We start from the raw sequence: 16,854 nt of genomic DNA on the forward strand, positions 1-16,854 counted from the left end.
CAATGCTTGTTGCAGTGCTGCCACGCTCAGCAAATTGTTGCGTGTCGGATAACATCCGCTTGTTTATAATCCGGCGTCCTTCCGTAATCGTTGCATTGTAACCAAAGCCTCTCATCCATGCGTCATTTGCAGCTTAAATTCGCCATGGTGGCGTGCACGGCGACCCTGTTCCTGGCCACCATTATGCTGAACGAAATGCTGTTTACGCGCCTTGAGTTCGTGCCCGGCATCAACATCATCTACCTGCCTGCCGGGGTACGCCTGCTGAGCGTCTTGCTGTTCGCCGAGGCCGGTGCATTTGGCCTGTTGCTGGCATCTTGGTACATCTGCTTCTTCCACTTTTTTCCGGACGATCCGCTGCGCTCGTTCGCTGGCGGCATCCTGTCGTCGCTGGCGCCGTATCTTGCGTACCGCGCGTTGCTGGCATCAGGGATCGGTGCATCGCTGCGCGGCATGAGCGGCCAGCGGTTGTTCTGCTTCGCGCTGCTGTTCTCCGTCATGAGTCCTGCCATGCACCATGCCTGGTTTGCGCTGATGGGCGGCCAGAATCTGTGGAAAGGCTTCGTCGTCATGTTCACCGGCGATCTGGCCGGCACGCTCATCGTGCTGTATGGCGCCAAGCTCGCGCTGAACGCATTCTGGCCCAAGCCTGTGGGGCGCCGCTGCTGACTGACGGGCAGCGTTGCCGTCGGTCGCATGGCGGCGCATTCTGCGCCGCAGTTCATGCGCTTCGTCGCAAGTCGATGGTGGTTCAGGGGATCGGTGGCTACAGTACCACCATACCGCAGCAAGTCTACGAACCCTGAAACCACCACCGAGGAGCCATCATGAACATCCGCAAAAACTTCGAAGCCCTGTTCCTGGCCGTTGTTGCACTGGGCCTGGTTGGCAGCTACGTCACCGCAGACGAACGGCCGATCACGATCGCTGCAGCGACCGCGCCGGCGCTCGACATGGCCAGCATCCAGACCGTCGTCGTGAGCGCGCCGCGCCTGGCCGCCACGCTGTAACTCGCCGCCGACCGGTGGGCAGGCGAGGGCCCGGCAATGTCACTGCCAAATCTCGCAAAGAATGCCAGTCGGCTTGGTACAATTGTGGTTTCGATACACACAGCCTGGTCCAACCCGACATGATTGACATCCAACTTCTCCGCAAAGACATCGACACCGCTGCCGCCCGCCTGGCGACCCGCAAGTACCAGCTCGATGTGTCCGCCTTCAGTGCACTGGAGGCCGAACGCAAGGCCATTCAGACGCGCACCGAAGAACTGCAGGGCAAGCGCAATGCGCTGTCCAAGCAGATCGGCATGCTCAAGGGCAAAGGCGAAGACACGACGGCCGTGATGGCGGAAGTGGCGGGCCTGGCCGACGAGCTCAAGGCCAATGAAGCGGCGCTGGCGAAGGTGCAGGAAAGCATGGCGCAGTTCATGGCGGCCGTGCCGAACCTGCCGCACGAGAGCGCCCCGCAGGGCCTGGATGAAAGCGGCAACGTCGAAGTGCGCAAGGTGGGCGATGTGCCGGCATTCGACTTCGCCGTGCGCGACCACGTCGACATCGGCGAGCGCCTGGGCCTGGACTTCGAAACCGCCACCAAGATCACCGGTTCGCGCTTCTCGATGATGAAGGGTGGCATGGCGCGCCTGCACCGCGCGCTGGCGCAGTTCATGCTCGACACGCACACCGGACAGCATGGCTACACCGAGTGCTACACCCCGTACATGGTCAATGCCGATTCGCTGCGCGGCACCGGCCAGCTGCCGAAATTCGAAGCCGACCTGTTCTCGGTGAAAAAGGGCGGCGTCGAAGGCGAGGGCGAGACCTTCTACCTGATCCCGACGTCCGAAGTGTCGCTCACCAACGTCGTGCGCGATGAGATCCTCGCGCTGGATGCACTGCCGCTGAAGATGACGGCGCATACGCCATGCTTCCGTTCCGAAGCCGGCAGCTATGGCCGCGACACGCGCGGCATGATCCGCCAGCACCAGTTCGACAAGGTCGAGCTGGTCCAGGTGGTGCATCCGGAGCAGTCATACGCGGTGCTGGACGAGATGGTCGGCCATGCCGAGTTCATCCTGACTTCGCTCGGCCTGCCGTACCGTGTCATGCTGCTGTGCACGGGCGACATGGGCTTCTCGGCCGCCAAGACCTTCGACATCGAAGTCTGGCTGCCGGCGCAGAACACGTACCGCGAGATTTCGTCGCTGTCGAACTGCGAAGCGTTCCAGTCGCGCCGCATGCAGGCCCGCTTCCGCAATGCCCAGGGCAAGCCTGAGCTCGTGCACACGCTCAATGGCTCGGGTCTGGCCGTGGGCCGCACGCTGGTGGCCGTGCTCGAAAACTACCAGCAGGCCGATGGCAGCGTGATCGTGCCCGAGGTGCTGCGCCCGTACATGGGTGGGCTGGAGCGCTTGACCCCGGCGGCTTGAAATGGATGATGGAAGGGGAAATCAGCCACCGCGCATTTTCTCCCTTCCATTTCCCGATCAATCCGCTATAATGGCGGTCTCTTGCAGCTCACAGCAAGAATCGACCGAATCAGGAGAGGTGGCAGAGTGGTCGAATGTACCTGACTCGAAATCAGGCGTACGCGCGAGCGTACCGTGGGTTCGAATCCCACCCTCTCCGCCAAGTAGCATGGAACAAGCCACCGCAAGGTGGCTTTTTTCATTCCCGAACGCTGCCAGGACTTCCCCATGCTCGCACGACTTGCATCCCGATTTCTGCCGGACCGAATGACCCTGATGCTGCTGGCCGTCGTGGCCGCCGCCAGCATCTTCCCGGCGCAGGGCGACGTCGCCGCCGTGCTGAAGGTCGTCACGATGGTGATGATCGGCGTGCTGTTCTTCCTGCATGGCGCCAAACTGTCGCGCGCTGCGATCATTGCCGGTGCGACCCACTGGCGCCTGCATCTGCTGGTGCTGCTGTGCACCTTTGCGCTGTTCCCCGTGCTGGCGCTGCTGTTCAAGCCCGGCATCCTGCTGCTGCTCACGCCCGAACTGTATCTCGGCATCCTGTTCCTGTGCCTGCTGCCCTCGACCGTGCAGTCGTCGATCGCCTTCACGGCTGCGGCGCGGGGCAATGTGCCGGCCGCGGTCTGCAGCGCGTCGGTGTCGAGCCTGCTCGGCATCTTCCTTACGCCGTTGCTGGTGAGCGTGGCGATGCCGGCCTCGTCCGGCGCCGGCGCGTCGCTCGATTCGGTCCTGATGATCGTCTACCAGCTGTTGCTGCCATTCGTTGCCGGCCAGATCGCCCGGCGCTGGATCGGTGGCTGGGTCGATCGCCACAAGAGCCTGGTCAGGGGCGTGGACCAGGGCTCGATCCTGCTGGTGGTGTTTTCCGCGTTCAGCGCGGCGGTGGTGGAAGGGTTGTGGTCACGCGTGCCGCCCGCCATGCTGGGCAATCTGATCCTGGTCTGCATCGTCCTGCTGGCGGTCGTCATGCTGGTGGTGACGTGGCTGGCACGGCGCTTCGGGTTTTCGAAGCCCGACGAAATCACCATCGTGTTTTGCGGCTCGAAGAAAAGCCTGGCCACCGGCATCCCGCTGGCCCACGTGCTGATTCCTGCCGCCAGCATCAGCATGGTGGTGCTGCCGCTGATGCTGTTCCACCAGATTCAATTGATCGTCTGCGCAGTGATTGCGGGCCGCTACGCGCGGCGGCCGGTCGAGCCCGCCGATGAAATCTAGGCTGGCGTCAGGCGCATCTGCCAGTAGCCGACATCGAGCCACATCCCGAGCTTGAAGCCCACTTCTGCAAAGTGCGCGACCTTGGCAAAACCCAGGCGCTCGTGCAGGCGGACACTGCGCGCGTTCGGCTGCGCGATGCCGGCAATGACCGTGTGCAGGCCGCGTGCGCGCAACGCGTCCAGCAGCTGGGCGTACAGGCGCATGCCATGGCCCTGGCCTGCCAGGGCAGCATCGAGATAGATCGTGCTCTCGACCGCATGGCGGTAGGCGGGCCGGGCGCGCCATTTGGTAGCGTAGGCATAGCCGAGGATGGCGTCACCATCCGTCAGCACCAGCCAGGGCATGCCGCCGTCGATGACGTCGGCGATGCGTGCGGCCATGTCGTCGGCAGTCACCGGCGCTTCCTCGAACGAGATGGTCGTGCCGTCGACGTAGTGGTTGTAGATGGCGCAGAGGCGGGCGGCGTCAAGCGGGCTTGCGCGGCGGATAGCGGTCATCGTCGGGTGCGACTCCATGTAAAGATCCATCATAAGACACGCCGGGCCCTACACCACGGCCTGCGTGAATACCCGACCAAACCGCTCGATGATTGATGCGGTGCAATATATTCCTGTTACTATCCAGACCAGTAGTCAATACTTTTCGTTTCTGGTCGGTTAAGTAGAAGGAAGTTCATGCTGTTGCGCTTGCAGGCTGCGTTTCGTTATTTCAATCAGGCCGTGCCGTTTCGCCTGATTCCTGCTCTGGTCACCACTGCCGTACTGCTCACGCTGCTGGCCATTCCGCATCCCGCAGGCTTGACCTCTGGCGCATGGACGCTGGTGGCGATCTTTCTCACCACCATCGTTGCCATCATCCTGAAAGTCATGCCCATCGGCGTCATGGCGCTGATGGCGATCGTGATCGTGGCGTTGTCGCAGGTGACGTCCGGGTCGTCGAAGGGCGCGATGGCCGACGCGCTGGGCAGCTTTTCCAGCCCACTGATCTGGCTGATCGTCGTTGCCGTGCTGATCTCGCGCGGCCTGAAGAAGACGGGCCTGGGCAACCGCATCGGGCTGAACTTCATCGCGCTGCTCGGCAAGCGCACGATCGGCATCGGCTACGGGCTGGCCGTTTGCGAGCTGGTGCTGGCGCCGTTCACGCCCAGTAATACCGCGCGCGGTGGCGGCATCGTCCACCCGATCATGAAATCGATCGCCGCGTCGTTCGATTCCGACCCGGCCAAGGGCACCGAGGGCAAGGTGGGCACGTACCTGGCACTGGTCAACTACCACGCCAACCCGATCACCTCGACGATGTTCGTCACCGCCACCGCGCCCAATCCGCTGGTGGTGGACTTCGTCGCGCGCGCCAGCGGCCAGACATTTCAGCTGAGCTGGACCACGTGGGCGTTGTGCATGGTGCTGCCAGGCCTCGTGTGCCTGTTCCTGATGCCCCTGATTATCTACCTGCTGGCGCCGCCGGAACTCAAGCAGACGCCCGATGCGATCGGTTTCGCGCGGGGCGAGCTCGCACGCATGGGGCCGTTGTCGGCCAGTGAACGCGTGATGCTCGGGACGTTCGGCCTGCTGCTGGTGCTGTGGGCGAACGTGCCGGCGATGCTGTTTGGCAGCGCGTTCACGCTCGACCCGACCGTGGTCGCCTTTGTCGGCCTGTTCATCCTGATCATCACGGGCACGCTCGACTGGGACGATATCCTGTCCGAGAAAAGCGCGTGGGATACCTTGATCTGGTTCGGCGCGCTCGTCATGCTGGCCGAGCAACTCAACAAGATGGGCGTGATCGCCTGGGCCTCGAACGGCATGCGCGACGCGATCGTCGCCAGCGGCATGGGGTGGGGCGCCGCAGCGAGCGTGCTGGTGCTGGCCTTCGTGTTCTCGCACTACCTGTTTGCCAGCACCACGGCCCACATCAGCGCGATGATGTTCGCGTTCCTGTCGGTGGGCGCCGCGCTGGTGCCGGGCCAGTACCTCGTACTGTTCCTGCTGATGATGACGGCGGCGTCTGGCATCATGATGACGCTGACCCACTACGCCACCGGCACCTCGCCGATCATCTTCGGCAGCGGGTATGTCACGATGGGGCTGTGGTGGAAGGTCGGCTTCATCATGTGCCTGTTCGAGCTGGTGGTGTTTGCCGTCGTCGGCGGCCTGTGGTGGAAGTTGCTCGGGTACTGGTGAGGTACCCACGTTCAAGGAGAGATTGATGACAGTAGTTGCGACCGCACATCCATACTATGACCGCCTGATCGAGGCCGGCCGCGCCAATGGCCCGGTGACGGTGGCGGTGGCGCACCCGTGCGACCGCTACGCACTCGAAGCGGCGCTCGACGCGGCCCGTATCGGCCTGATCACGCCGATTCTGGTGGGGCCGGCGGCGCGCATTCACGCCGCGGCCGATGCCGCTGGCCTGGACATCGGCGCGCTGCGCCTGGTCGACACGGCGCACAGCCACGCCTCGGCCGCGCGCGCCGTCGAACTGGTGCGCGAAGGGAAGGCCGCTGCATTGATGAAAGGCAGCCTGCACACGGATGAACTGATGGGCGCCGTGGTCGCCGCCACGACCGGCCTGCGCACGGCGCGGCGCCTGAGCCACTGCTTCGTGATGGACGTGCCGGGGCGCAGCGAACCGCTCATCATCACCGATGCCGCCATCAACATCATCCCGACGCTGGCCGAAAAACGCGACATCGTGCAGAACGCGATCGACCTGGCGCACGTGCTGCGCTTCGAGGGCGTGCGCGTGGCGATCCTGGCAGCAGTGGAAACCGTGAGCGACAAGATGCCATCGACGATCGACGCAGCGGCGCTGTGCAAGATGGCCGACCGCGGCCAGATCACCGGCGCGATCCTGGATGGCCCGCTGGCGATGGACAATGCGATCGACCCGCAGGCCGCCGCCGTCAAGGGGCTTGACTCGCCCGTGGCCGGGCGCGCCAATGTGCTCGTCGCGCCCGATCTGGAAGCCGGCAACATGCTGGCCAAGAGCCTGACCTTCATGGCCGGGGCAGCAGCGGCCGGCATCGTCCTCGGCGCGCGCGTGCCCTTGATTCTGACCAGCCGCGCCGATTCGGTCGCTGCGCGCCTCGCGTCGTGCGCCGTCGCCGTGCTGCTGGCGCGGCATCAGCTGGCCAGCGCCAGCGCCAATGCCAGCGTGGCGGGGCGCTGATGGCGACGCAGGACTGCATCGCGGTCATCAATGCCGGCTCGTCGAGCATCAAGTTTTCGCTGCATGCGCTGCCTGATCTGGCGCCGCTCTTCACGGGCAAGATCGATGGGCTGTATCGGGGCGCTGCGCGTTTCATCGCCCGCGACGCCGCCGGTCACACGGTCGGTGAACACGCCTGGACGACGCCGCTCGACCACCAGGCCGGGATGGAATACCTGATCGATTTCGCCGAGGGCCACCTGGATGGCTACCGCGTGTGCGCGGTCGGTCACCGCATCGTGCACGGCGGGGTCGACTTCAGCGGACCGGTGCAGCTGGACGACGCCGTACTCGATCGGCTGGCCGGCCTGATTCCACTGGCGCCGCTGCATCTGCCGCATAATCTGGCGCCGGTGCGCGCCTTGATGGCGCTGCGACCCGGGCTGCTGCAGGTTGGCTGCTTCGACACCGCGTTCCATACGGCGCAGCCAGCGCTGGCGCAGGCGTTCGCGCTGCCAGAGGTGATCACCAGCCTGGGCATCCGCCGCTACGGGTTCCACGGGCTGTCCTACGAATACATCGCGGCCACGCTGCCGCAGTGCGATCCGGCGCTGGCCGGCGCGCGCGTGGTCGCCGCGCACCTGGGCAACGGCGCCAGCATGTGCGCGATGCAGGGCGGGCGCAGCATGGCCAGCACGATGGGCTTCACGGCGGTCGACGGCCTGCCGATGGGCACGCGCTGCGGCGCGCTCGATCCGGGCGTGGTCATCTACCTGATCGAGGAGCTGGGCATGACGGTGGAGAGCGTGCAGCGCATGATGTACAACGAATCGGGCTTGCTGGGCGTGTCGGGCGTGTCGTCCGACATGCGCGTGCTGGAGGCGAGCAGTGACCCGCGCGCGCAACTGGCGATCGACTTGCTGACGTACCGGATCGGCCGCGAACTCGGTTCGCTGGTAGCCAGCCTGGGCGGACTGGACGCGCTGGTGTTCTCGGGTGGTATCGGCGAGAACAGCGCGCGGCTGCGCGCTGCGGTATGCCGTGATGCGGCCTGGCTCGGGGTCGAACTCGATTCTGCCGCCAACGCCGCGCCGCCCGCTGGCCCGGTCTGTATCAGCCTGGCATCAAGCCCGGTCGCCGTCTGGCTGGTGCCCGCCAACGAAGAACTGATGATCGCGCGCCATACGTATGACCTGCGTGAACTGCTCGATCCACCATTGCCTGAATCTGGAGAACACCCATGAAAGTCATCCTGTCGGGCCTGCACGCCGATGCCAGCGAAAGCGCCATCATCGACAGCTTCACCCCGTATTTTCACATCACGCAGGTGGACATGATCCGCGAAGGTTCGCCTGACAGCCCCTGGGCCGTGCTGCACATCGCCGACTCGTACGAGCACGCCTGGGCGGCCTGCAACAGCCTGCGTGGCGTCTTCCATCGCGGTAAGCGCCTGAGCGTGTACATCCCGACCCACCAGCCCGACATCTATCACGAGTTCGCGCCGCACGAGCGCCTCGATATCGCTTGAGCGTGGCGGCGCGGCGTCGCGCTCGACGCACAGCAATGCACGCACGCTGCCCCCGCTCGGGTGACATCCGGCGTGTTTACAAGCCCTGGTGACGCATCTGCGCCTGCACTGCGAATGCCAGCGGCGCCGCGGGCGGGTACACCTCGTCGTACAGCGCGCGCAGTTCGGCGGCCGCATCGGGATCGCAGGTAATAGCGTCCGACACGCAACGACCGGGCCCGTAGTCGCGCGCGGCCGGCGCATGCAGGACCGTCTCGGCCAGCGTGGCATCGTCGACCCGCGCCACGTGCGCGAGAACGGCGGCGCGCTCGCTGACGTCCGGGCCGCCACCGCCGCTGACCGCGACGAACAGCACCCGCATGGCGGGATTGAACGTGCGCGCCCCATGCAGACGCGCCAGCAGGCGGTATTGCAGGTCGAGCTCGAGCGCGCCGCCCCGCACCGGCACCACCACCAGCCGGCTCTCGGCCAGCACGCAGCGGCAGCCGTCGGTATCGCGCGTGCCGGCGTCGATCAGGATGTCGTCGAACAGCGGTCGCAGTGCGGCCAGGCGCGTCTTGACCGCACGGCTGCCCACCTGATGCGTTTCAATCCATGGCTGCACACCGGCATCGCTGCGTTCCTCGGACCAGTCGCTGTCGCCATTCCCGGCAGTGGTCATCAGGCACACGCGGCGGCCGCTTTGCGCGCGCAGCACCGCCAGGTTGCGCGCCACCACCGTGCGCTCCGGGCTGCTGTGTTGATTGACGATGGCGATGATCATGGGTGCGTTTCTGAAAAAAATCGATCTGCTCAGCGTAGCGACGCGCCCATAAAAATGGGGCAAAAGAGGTGGGTGCGCCCGTCAATGCCGTGTAAACGTGGCATTGAATGCCCCGCGGACGATCAGGGGACGGCGTCGCGCAGCGCGGTGGCCATGTCGATGAAGGCGCGCAGCTTCGGCTGGCCCTGGGCTTTTGCGGCGAAGTACAGGTAGAGGCCTGACGTGTTTGGCACGAACGGTGCAAGAACACGTTCGAGCTGGCCATTGGCGAGGTCGTGTGAGATCTCGATGTCGGGCAAATAGGCCAGGCCCATGCCGGAGCGGGCAAAGTCGGCGATCAGGCCCGTGTCGTTGACGACGAGCGTGTGTCCGGTCTCGACGTGGAATGCGGCGCCATCGCGCGTGAACTGCCAGCGCGCCAGCATTGTCGAGGTGTGGAAGCGGTAGCGGATCGTCGCGTGGCGCACGAGGTCTTCCGGTATGCGCGGCCGGCCGGCATCGGCGAAGTAGGCAGGGGCGCCGACGACCGACCAGCGCAGCTCAGGCGTCAGGCGCACCGCGACCATGCCTTGCGCGACCGACTGGCCAAGACGGATGCCTGCATCGTACCCCCGTTCCAGCAAATCGACCTCGCCGTCGTCGAGCGAGATATCGAGCGCCACGTCGGGATGCGCGCGTCGGAACTGCGGTGCCAGCGTCTTGAGCACCAGCGCACCCAATGCGCGCGGGACAGTCAGCCGCAAGGTGCCGGCCGGGCGGTCCCGAAAGCGCGCCAGGCTCGAAAAGGCATCGTCAATCTGGCAGGTCGCGGCCAGCAGGTCGGCATACAGCGCGCTGCCCGTCTCAGTGAGCATGACACGGCGCGTGTTGCGGGTCAGGAGAATGACGCCGTGCTGCGCTTCGAGCAGTTTCACGGCCTTGCTGGCGGCGGCAGGTGTCACCCCGATGCGGATGGCGGCGGCTGTAAAACTCTTCATCTCGGCAACGGCGAGAAAGATGCGGATGGCGTCCAGGGAGGTGGTTTTCATCACGACGATCATTAACTTGGAGTTGATAGTCTATCGGCTAACTGTGGGTATCGCGAGGTAATCAAGGCTGGCACGATATGGACTCACATTTATCTTCAGGAGACATCATGACAATCCCCATGCCCGCCCTGGTCAGCGACTACTTCCTGCACGCGAATGCACACGATGCCGATGCGGTGGCAGTGTGCTTCAGCCAGGATGCCGAGGTGCGCGACGAGGGGCATGTATATCGTGGACGCGACGCGATCGGCGCATGGAAGCGCGCAACCAGCGCCCGCTACGGCGCGACAGCGCATCCGGTATCGTGCGAAGTGACACCGCCCGGTTGTATCGTCCAGGCCGAGGTCACGGGAAACTTCCCCGGCAGCCCCGCGCGCATCATCTTCGATTTCAGCCTCGACGGCCTAGCAATCACCGCCTTGGCCATTCGCGCATGAGCAAACCAGCACGCCACCTCGTCGCCATTGAAAAAAGTTGCGGCTCATCACTTGCAAGGTTCGCCAGCCTGCCGGTATAATGCGGCCTCTCGCAGCGATGCGAGACGACCGAATCTGGAGAGGTGGCAGAGTGGTCGAATGTACCTGACTCGAAATCAGGCGTACGCGCGAGCGTACCGTGGGTTCGAATCCCACCCTCTCCGCCAAGTAGCAAAAAAAAGCCACCGCAAGGTGGCTTTTTTCATTCGTACGGCACAGCCGGGGCCACACAGCCGGGGTCACAAACAGCCGGGGTCAGGTCTGACATTCGGACACGAGCTCAACGAAAAGCCGGGGTCAGGTCTGACATTCGGACACGAGCTCAACAATCGAGTAGTCAAAACTTGACATTCGGACACGATCTCAACGCTCGGGTAGTCGAAACTGGCTGGCACTGGGCTGTGCTAATACTGGTAGGACCGCATTGAAAGCGGGTAAGGCTGAGGTCGTGTCCGAATGTCAGACCTGACCCCCGCTTTCTTGACCCCCGCTTTCTTGTGGTAACCAGTACCGGCATGGTGCGGGGCCAGCTAGTTCCGACTACTCGACTGTCGAGGTCGTGTCCGAATGCCAGACCTGACCCTCGCTTTTCGACCCTCGCTTTTCCTCGCTTTTCGTTCTGGCGCATATCGGGCACCAATCATTCCTGCCGGCTACACAACGGGCCTGTACAGACATTGTCCGTACAATCGCCCGATTCAATTTGCTGGCTATCCCATGTCGACAACTCACTGGTTTTTCCTGATCGGCATGCTGATGCTGGCGCGCGGGCTTGCGGCGTCCACGTTGGCGCGGTTGCCCGTCACGTCTGCGATCATCTATCTGGGCGTCGGACTCGTCCTCGGGCCGGCGGGCTTTCATGTGTTTTCGTTCGATCCCATCGGCCAATCCCATTTGCTGGAAACGCTCACCGAGATCGCCGTGCTGGTGTCGTTGTTTTCGGCCGGCGTCAAGATGCCTGTGCCGGTTCGCTGGCCGCGCTGGGTGCCGGCGCTGCGGCTCGCGTGGGTGTCGATGACGATCAGTGTCGCGCTCGTGGCTGCCTTCGCGTACTACGTTCTTGGGCTGCCGATCGGGGCTGGCATCCTGCTGGGCGCCATCCTGGCCCCGACCGATCCGGTGCTAGCCACCGATGTCCAGGTCCGCCATCCCGACGACCGCGACGAATTGCGCTTCACGCTGACCTGCGAAGCGGGGATGAACGATGGCTCCGCGTTTCCGTTCGTGATGCTGGGTCTTGGCTTGCTGGGCGTGCATGAGCTTGGCGACTTCGGCCTGCACTGGTTTGCGGTGGAAGTCATCTGGGCCACGTTCGGGGCGATCCTGATCGGTGCCATGGGCGGCTATGCGGTCGGGCGCCTGGGTTGGATGCTGCGGGGAAGGGAACCCAAGCACGAGGTGCTGGACGACCTGGTCGGTCTGGGCCTGATCGCCGTCGTGTATGCGGTGACGGTCGAGTGCATGGCGTGGGGATTCCTCGCCGTGTTCGCCGCAGGCGTGGCGCTGCGCCATACCGAACTGACGGCATCGGGCGCGCACAAGGATCGCCAGGGTCTGCTCGTGCCGGACGAGCCACCTGCCGGCCCGGCAGGGGAAGCCCAGGCGCCGCTGTCGGTCAGCTCGGAATCGCTGGTGTTCAAGGAGCACATCGAGCGCCTGTCCGAACTGACGCTGGTGCTGCTGCTGGGCGGCATGCTGACGATCCAGACGTGGACCTGGCAGACGGTGTTGACGGCGCTGTTCCTGTTCGTGGTGGCGCGGCCGCTGAGTGTCTACCTGGGACTCCTGGGCTGCGGGCGCTCGCCGCGCGTGACGTCGATGATCGCCTGGTTCGGCGTGCGCGGCATCGGCTCGCTGTATTACCTGATGTATGCGATCAACCACGATTTGCCGTCCGGCCTGGCAAGCCAACTCAGCCAGATCACGATTGCCGTGATCATGCTGTCGATCCTGGCCCATGGCCTGAGCGTCAAACCGATTCTCGACCGCTTCTGGCGGCGGCGCAGGAACAATCCGGGCTGACGGCCTTTAGCGCTTGCGCGCCTGCAGCCACACTGCGGCAATGCGCTCGACTTCTTCATAGCCCGGCTCGCCAAGCTGCCCGCCGAAGATGTCGGGATCGAGCTCTTCGTACGACCACGATGCGCATTCTGCATCGAGCCGTGCGCGCAGGCTCTCAAGGAAATGGTCACTGTCCCCCGTGATCGCCACGCCCGTGTACAGCAGCAGCCGCCCGCCGGAGCGCAGGCGCGGCAGGCCTTCTTCAACGATGCGGCGCGACAGCTCGGCGCCACGTTCGCCGCCGCCGTGGCGGTAGCGGCGAGCGTCCGGATCGAGAACGAAAGGTGGATTCGACACGATCAGGTCGACCTCGCCCGCCACACCATTGAACAGATCGCTCTCGCAGGCCGTGAACCTCGTCGCGTCGTTCAGCTGTGCGTTCACCCGGGACAGCGCCAGCGCGACCGTGTTGACATCGGCGCCGATCACGTCGGCAGCCGGGAAGGCACGCGCGATCGTCAGCGCGCCGGCACCACTGCCGCAGCCGACATCGATCGCGCGCATTGGCGCGGGGTCGGCCGACGCGAATGCACGCCGCATGGCGCCGATGAAGCGGTAGGTGTCCGGCCCGAAGAACACCGCATCGTCGTCCTGCGTCGGAAAGGCGGAATGAAACAGCAGCAGATCGTCCAGCGTCGAGGCGCGCACGGTCGAGCGCAGCGCGTCGCCTTCGCCAGCCAGCACGCCGGCATCCGCCATCATTTCGAGCATGCCGGGCGGCAATACGGCGGGGGCAAACGGCCGGCTCCAGCCGAACACGTCGCGCAGGTCACGCGCCTGTTCGTTGCCGGGCCTACCGTTGATGCGCCGGTGGGTCGACGGCGTGACCGTCATGAAGCGGTAACCGGCCTGGCGCAGGGTCGTGCCAAGGGTGAGCAGGGCAGTGGCTTGGGTAGATGTCATGGCGCAAGCATCGCATGAATCGCGCGGCGCCGCGCGCACGAACCGGGTCGTATGCCAATGGAATTTGATGCATTATGTGATCACTCGAACATACCGGATGACGGCGACCAACCATACTCATCAACATAGTCAAACGACAACGACCACGAGAGAGAACACGCACAATGAAAAGCTTTGACATGGACGACGTCCCGCGCGGCCGCATGGACCGCGAAATCGCCCGCGAGCGCCGCGAGCGCGCACTGAACGACGAGCAGCGTGCGGGCCTGGCGCCCGTCGACGACCTGCGCGGCAAGGACGCGCGCGAGCGCGCCGATACTTCCAACCTCAAGCGCAACAGCCGCTGAATCAACAACTGGACGACCGGGAGAAGGTATGCGTTGGGATGGTGACCGTGAAAGCAGCAATGTCGAAGACCGTCGGGGCGACAGTGGCGGGGGAGGTGGTGGTGGCTTCGGCATTGGCGGGCGCTCGATCGGCATCGGCACCATCGTCATCGCACTGGTGGGTTCCTACTTTTTGGGCGTCTCGCCGGCCACGATCCTGAGCCTGCTGTCGGGTGGCGGCGCGCCGCAGGTGCAGCAATCGTCGCAACCGCGCGCGGCGCCTGCCGACGATCGCGAAAGCAAGTTCGTGCGCACCACGCTGGCCTACACCGAAGATGCATGGACCCAGATCTTCACCGAACAGAATGCGCAATACCAGCCGGCCAAGCTCGTGCTGTTCGACGGCCGCACCAACACCTCCTGCGGTGTCGGCCAGAGTGCGACCGGGCCGTTCTACTGCCCGGCCGATGCATCGGTGTACATCGACCTCGATTTCTTCCGCACGATGCAGCAGCGCTTCAACGCTGGCGGCGAATTTGCGCAGGCGTACGTGATCGCGCACGAGGTCGGCCACCACGTCCAAAACCTGCTCGGAATGTCCGACAAGGTAAATGCGGCTCAGCAGAACGCGTCGGAAAAGCAGGGCAATATCCTGTCGGTCAAGCTCGAACTGCAAGCTGACTGCTTCGCCGGTGTCTGGGCCAAGCGCACCGATCAGCGTGCGAAGATCCTGGAGCAGGGCGATGTCGAAGCTGCCCTGAACGCCGCGAGCGCCATCGGCGACGATGCGCTGCAAAAGCAGTCACGCGGCGTGGTGGTGCCAGACTCGTTCACACACGGCACGTCGGCGCAGCGCGTTCGCTGGTTCGAACGTGGCCTGGAGAGTGGTGAAGTGGCTTCATGCAATACTTTTGATGCCAAAAATCTATAAAAGGCGTGAGAAAGTTTCCTGTGGGGTATAAAGGCGGACGTTAATTTGGGGTAAGTGCGTAAAAATGCGTGTTCGTTACCGTGCGCGTATGGTAATTCTTGGTAACTTGACATAAGTTGGTGTCGGATCAGCACGCTATTCAAGGCGCGCCGACATCACCTTATAGAACTTGCCAAGGAGTGCTTATGCTTGCCATGAACTACCGCGGGCCCTACCGTGTCCGCGCCGACCAGAAGCCCGAGCCGGTGATCGAACACCCCGGTGACGCCATCGTGCGCGTCACCCGCGCCTGCATCTGCGGTTCCGACCTGCACCTGTACCACGGCCTCGTGCCCGATACCCGCGTGGGCCACACCTTTGGCCACGAATTCATCGGCATCGTCGAAGAAATCGGGTCGGATGTCCACAAGCTCAAGGTGGGCGACAAGGTGCTGGTGCCGTTCAACGTCTTTTGTGGCTCCTGCTTCTTTTGCCAGCATGAGTTATACGGCAATTGCAACAATACGAATGCGCAATCGACTGCAGTAGGGGCGATCTACGGTTACTCGCACACGGCCGGTGGCTATGATGGTGGCCAGGCCGAGTACGTGCGCGTACCGATGGCCGACGTCGGCCCGATGATCATCCCGGAAGACATCCATGACGATGACGCCGTGCTGCTTACCGACGCGCTGCCTACCGGCTACCAGGCGGCCGAAATGGGCGACATCAAGGAAGGCGACACGGTCGTCGTGTTTGGCGCCGGGCCGGTCGGCATCTTTGCCGCCAAATCGGCCTGGTTGATGGGCGCGGGCCGCGTGATCGTCGTCGACGAGATCGAATACCGCCTCGAATTCGTCAAGAACTACGCGCAGTGCGAAGTGGTCAACTTCAAGGAAGTGCGCGACATGGCGCTGCACATCAAGAAAATGACCGACTGGATGGGCGCCGACGTCTGCATCGACGCGGTCGGCTGCGAAGCGGCGGGCAACACGATGCAGACGATCACGGGCGTCTACACGATGATGCAGGCTGGCGCCGCGACCGTACTTCACTGGTGCATCAACTCGGTGCGCAAGGGCGGCAATGTGTCGATCGTCGGCGTGTATGGACCGACTTTCAATGCGGTCCCGATCGGCAATGCGCTGAACAAGGGGCTGACACTGCGCATGAACCAGGCCAGCGTGCGCCGCCATCTGCCGCGCTTGATCGAGCACATCCGTGCCGGCCGCATCGATCCGAAAGCCATCATCACGCACCGCGTGCCGCTGGAAGAAGTATCGGATGCGTATCACATCTTCTCGAGCAAGCTCGATAACTGCATCAAGACGATCCTGATTCCGCCGCGTGCGAACGAAGTACGCGCCGTCAAGGCCAGCATCGCAGCGTAACCGACATGCAGATCACCACGAGGACACATTATGCAGACACGTAACGACATCGTGAGCGCCAACGACCAGCATGACGGCGACCACGCACCAGGCGAACATGACAACGATGGCCACGTCGGCCACGTCCACGGCGCGATCGCGCCACGCCGGCCTACCCGCGCGCAACTGGCGCACATCCAGGGCTGGGGCGCCGACCTCGACCGCAAGGACCGACCCGGCGTGCCGATGGAACGCACGCCGCCGCGCTTCATCAATATTCCTGACGGGGATCCTGCACCGCAGGAAGAGCGCGTCGAGGTGCTCGTCTCCACCGAGCGGCCTGGCCGCACGCCGCTGTTCGGCACGGTCCAGCCGCCATCCGGGCTGTCCGGCATGATCCGGCGCCAGGCCTTCAAGCTGACCGAGAACGACGTGCGCCACTGGGTGCTGTTGCTGCTGGCCGACCGCGTGAACATGGTCGAGGGCATCGGCGAGGATCTTGCCAGCGGCAAGATTCCGAACGTGCTGGCCGAGATGGGCATCAAGGCCGAGTTCCAGCACAACAAGGCGGGTCTGGCGAAGAAGGTTGCGCTGGGTGTGGCCGTTGTTGGCACGGCGGTGTATCTGATGAAGCGCTGTAGGTAGGAGACATTGTTC

The 16,854-nt window shown here is 64.1% G+C and carries 18 protein-coding genes and 2 tRNA genes; 16 read left to right on the forward strand and 4 right to left on the reverse strand.

The features are described 5' to 3' along the window. Positions 1–117 precede the first annotated feature (117 nt). The 5 genes from IFU00_17375 to IFU00_17395 all read left to right on the forward strand — a co-directional run bounded on the left by IFU00_17375 (position 118) and on the right by IFU00_17395 (position 3,685). Positions 118–669 carry a hypothetical protein gene (locus tag IFU00_17375; protein ID MBD8544058.1) on the forward strand — a complete coding sequence of 184 codons (552 nt, stop codon included), beginning with the start codon at positions 118–120 and terminating at the stop codon, positions 667–669. Positions 670–827: 158 nt separating this feature from the next. After that, positions 828–1,010 carry a hypothetical protein gene (locus IFU00_17380; GenBank protein MBD8544059.1) on the forward strand — a complete coding sequence of 61 codons (183 nt, stop codon included), beginning with the start codon at positions 828–830 and terminating at the stop codon, positions 1,008–1,010. A 119-nt stretch (positions 1,011–1,129) separates the two neighbouring features. Continuing rightward, complete coding sequence (gene serS / locus IFU00_17385) at positions 1,130–2,425, forward strand: serine--tRNA ligase (GenBank protein MBD8544060.1); 1,296 nt, start codon at positions 1,130–1,132, stop codon at positions 2,423–2,425. A 112-nt stretch (positions 2,426–2,537) separates the two neighbouring features. Then, positions 2,538–2,627: transfer RNA gene (locus IFU00_17390), tRNA-Ser, on the forward strand. A gap of 65 nt (positions 2,628–2,692) precedes the next feature. Beyond that, positions 2,693–3,685, forward strand: coding sequence for a bile acid:sodium symporter (locus tag IFU00_17395; GenBank protein MBD8544061.1), 993 nt, complete (start codon positions 2,693–2,695; stop codon positions 3,683–3,685). On the opposite strand, the gene IFU00_17400 is transcribed toward IFU00_17395, so the two are convergent. After that, positions 3,682–4,182, reverse strand: coding sequence for an N-acetyltransferase (locus tag IFU00_17400; protein MBD8544062.1), 501 nt, complete (start codon positions 4,180–4,182; stop codon positions 3,682–3,684). The genes IFU00_17395 and IFU00_17400 overlap by 4 nt on opposite strands. 177 nt (positions 4,183–4,359) lie before the next feature. On the opposite strand from IFU00_17400, the gene IFU00_17405 reads away from it, so the two are divergent. The 4 genes from IFU00_17405 to IFU00_17420 are packed head-to-tail and all read left to right on the forward strand — an operon-like array spanning position 4,360 to position 8,360. Further along, on the forward strand, positions 4,360–5,865 hold the full coding sequence (locus tag IFU00_17405; GenBank protein MBD8544063.1) for a DASS family sodium-coupled anion symporter: 1,506 nt from the start codon (positions 4,360–4,362) through the stop codon (positions 5,863–5,865). 25 nt (positions 5,866–5,890) lie between these two features. Continuing rightward, on the forward strand, positions 5,891–6,853 hold the full coding sequence (locus IFU00_17410) for a phosphate acetyltransferase (protein MBD8544064.1): 963 nt from the start codon (positions 5,891–5,893) through the stop codon (positions 6,851–6,853). After that, on the forward strand, positions 6,853–8,076 hold the full coding sequence (locus tag IFU00_17415) for an acetate/propionate family kinase (GenBank protein ID MBD8544065.1): 1,224 nt from the start codon (positions 6,853–6,855) through the stop codon (positions 8,074–8,076). Before IFU00_17410 ends, IFU00_17415 begins: the two co-directional genes overlap by 1 nt. Beyond that, complete coding sequence (locus IFU00_17420; protein ID MBD8544066.1) at positions 8,073–8,360, forward strand: RNA-binding protein; 288 nt, start codon at positions 8,073–8,075, stop codon at positions 8,358–8,360. The genes IFU00_17415 and IFU00_17420 overlap by 4 nt, the downstream gene beginning before the upstream one ends. 76 nt (positions 8,361–8,436) lie before the next feature. Here IFU00_17420 and IFU00_17425 read toward each other — a convergent pair whose 3' ends face one another. Together IFU00_17425 and IFU00_17430 are read right to left on the reverse strand one after the other, a co-directional pair. Beyond that, the gene (locus IFU00_17425; protein ID MBD8544067.1) at positions 8,437–9,123 is read right to left on the reverse strand and encodes a hypothetical protein; all 687 of its coding nucleotides are present in this window, start codon (positions 9,121–9,123) and stop codon (positions 8,437–8,439) included. A gap of 122 nt (positions 9,124–9,245) precedes the next feature. Then, positions 9,246–10,151, reverse strand: coding sequence for a LysR family transcriptional regulator (locus tag IFU00_17430; protein ID MBD8544068.1), 906 nt, complete (start codon positions 10,149–10,151; stop codon positions 9,246–9,248). A 107-nt stretch (positions 10,152–10,258) separates the two neighbouring features. Between IFU00_17430 and IFU00_17435 the strand changes: the two genes are divergently transcribed. The 3 genes from IFU00_17435 (at position 10,259) to IFU00_17445 (ending at position 12,649) form a co-directional block, all read left to right on the forward strand. Beyond that, a complete protein-coding gene (locus tag IFU00_17435) occupies positions 10,259–10,588 on the forward strand; it encodes a nuclear transport factor 2 family protein (GenBank protein MBD8544069.1) in 330 nt (109 codons plus the stop codon). Between the two features lie 116 nt (positions 10,589–10,704). Beyond that, positions 10,705–10,794, forward strand: a tRNA-Ser gene (locus IFU00_17440). A gap of 550 nt (positions 10,795–11,344) precedes the next feature. After that, on the forward strand, positions 11,345–12,649 hold the full coding sequence (locus IFU00_17445; GenBank protein MBD8544070.1) for a sodium:proton antiporter: 1,305 nt from the start codon (positions 11,345–11,347) through the stop codon (positions 12,647–12,649). A gap of 6 nt (positions 12,650–12,655) precedes the next feature. Here the strand turns inward: IFU00_17445 and IFU00_17450 are convergent, their stop codons facing one another. Continuing rightward, positions 12,656–13,591 carry a class I SAM-dependent methyltransferase gene (locus IFU00_17450; GenBank protein MBD8544071.1) on the reverse strand — a complete coding sequence of 312 codons (936 nt, stop codon included), beginning with the start codon at positions 13,589–13,591 and terminating at the stop codon, positions 12,656–12,658. Between the two features lie 164 nt (positions 13,592–13,755). Between IFU00_17450 and IFU00_17455 the strand changes: the two genes are divergently transcribed. From IFU00_17455 to IFU00_17470, 4 genes are all read left to right on the forward strand, one after another. Next, entirely contained in the window at positions 13,756–13,938 is a 183-nt protein-coding gene (locus tag IFU00_17455; protein ID MBD8544072.1) for a hypothetical protein, read from the forward strand. 28 nt (positions 13,939–13,966) lie between these two features. Further along, positions 13,967–14,848: a neutral zinc metallopeptidase gene (locus tag IFU00_17460; protein ID MBD8544073.1), complete on the forward strand. Its 882-nt coding sequence runs from the start codon at positions 13,967–13,969 to the stop codon at positions 14,846–14,848. Between the two features lie 185 nt (positions 14,849–15,033). Further along, positions 15,034–16,218 (forward strand): glutathione-dependent formaldehyde dehydrogenase, encoded by a 1,185-nt coding sequence (locus tag IFU00_17465; GenBank protein ID MBD8544074.1) that lies wholly within the window; start codon positions 15,034–15,036, stop codon positions 16,216–16,218. Positions 16,219–16,248: 30 nt separating this feature from the next. Beyond that, positions 16,249–16,842 (forward strand): hypothetical protein, encoded by a 594-nt coding sequence (locus IFU00_17470; GenBank protein ID MBD8544075.1) that lies wholly within the window; start codon positions 16,249–16,251, stop codon positions 16,840–16,842. Positions 16,843–16,854 lie beyond the last annotated feature (12 nt).

This window comes from Oxalobacteraceae sp. CFBP 8761, from assembly GCA_014841595.1.
In the GTDB taxonomy this organism is placed as follows: Bacteria; Pseudomonadota; Gammaproteobacteria; order Burkholderiales; family Burkholderiaceae_D; genus Telluria.

What these genes read in the sequence shown, in the direction of transcription:
- IFU00_17375 (MBD8544058.1), top strand. Translation starts at nt 118, where the DNA reads ATGCGTCATTTGCAGCTTAAATTCGCCATGGTGGCGTGCACGGCGACC.
- IFU00_17380 (MBD8544059.1), top strand. Translation starts at nt 828, where the DNA reads ATGAACATCCGCAAAAACTTCGAAGCCCTGTTCCTGGCCGTTGTTGCA.
- serS (MBD8544060.1), top strand. Translation starts at nt 1,130, where the DNA reads ATGATTGACATCCAACTTCTCCGCAAAGACATCGACACCGCTGCCGCC.
- IFU00_17395 (MBD8544061.1), top strand. Translation starts at nt 2,693, where the DNA reads ATGCTCGCACGACTTGCATCCCGATTTCTGCCGGACCGAATGACCCTG.
- IFU00_17400 (MBD8544062.1), bottom strand. Translation starts at nt 4,182, where the DNA reads ATGACCGCTATCCGCCGCGCAAGCCCGCTTGACGCCGCCCGCCTCTGC.
- IFU00_17405 (MBD8544063.1), top strand. Translation starts at nt 4,360, where the DNA reads ATGCTGTTGCGCTTGCAGGCTGCGTTTCGTTATTTCAATCAGGCCGTG.
- IFU00_17410 (MBD8544064.1), top strand. Translation starts at nt 5,891, where the DNA reads ATGACAGTAGTTGCGACCGCACATCCATACTATGACCGCCTGATCGAG.
- IFU00_17415 (MBD8544065.1), top strand. Translation starts at nt 6,853, where the DNA reads ATGGCGACGCAGGACTGCATCGCGGTCATCAATGCCGGCTCGTCGAGC.
- IFU00_17420 (MBD8544066.1), top strand. Translation starts at nt 8,073, where the DNA reads ATGAAAGTCATCCTGTCGGGCCTGCACGCCGATGCCAGCGAAAGCGCC.
- IFU00_17425 (MBD8544067.1), bottom strand. Translation starts at nt 9,123, where the DNA reads ATGATCATCGCCATCGTCAATCAACACAGCAGCCCGGAGCGCACGGTG.
- IFU00_17430 (MBD8544068.1), bottom strand. Translation starts at nt 10,151, where the DNA reads ATGAAAACCACCTCCCTGGACGCCATCCGCATCTTTCTCGCCGTTGCC.
- IFU00_17435 (MBD8544069.1), top strand. Translation starts at nt 10,259, where the DNA reads ATGACAATCCCCATGCCCGCCCTGGTCAGCGACTACTTCCTGCACGCG.
- IFU00_17445 (MBD8544070.1), top strand. Translation starts at nt 11,345, where the DNA reads ATGTCGACAACTCACTGGTTTTTCCTGATCGGCATGCTGATGCTGGCG.
- IFU00_17450 (MBD8544071.1), bottom strand. Translation starts at nt 13,591, where the DNA reads ATGACATCTACCCAAGCCACTGCCCTGCTCACCCTTGGCACGACCCTG.
- IFU00_17455 (MBD8544072.1), top strand. Translation starts at nt 13,756, where the DNA reads ATGAAAAGCTTTGACATGGACGACGTCCCGCGCGGCCGCATGGACCGC.
- IFU00_17460 (MBD8544073.1), top strand. Translation starts at nt 13,967, where the DNA reads ATGCGTTGGGATGGTGACCGTGAAAGCAGCAATGTCGAAGACCGTCGG.
- IFU00_17465 (MBD8544074.1), top strand. Translation starts at nt 15,034, where the DNA reads ATGCTTGCCATGAACTACCGCGGGCCCTACCGTGTCCGCGCCGACCAG.
- IFU00_17470 (MBD8544075.1), top strand. Translation starts at nt 16,249, where the DNA reads ATGCAGACACGTAACGACATCGTGAGCGCCAACGACCAGCATGACGGC.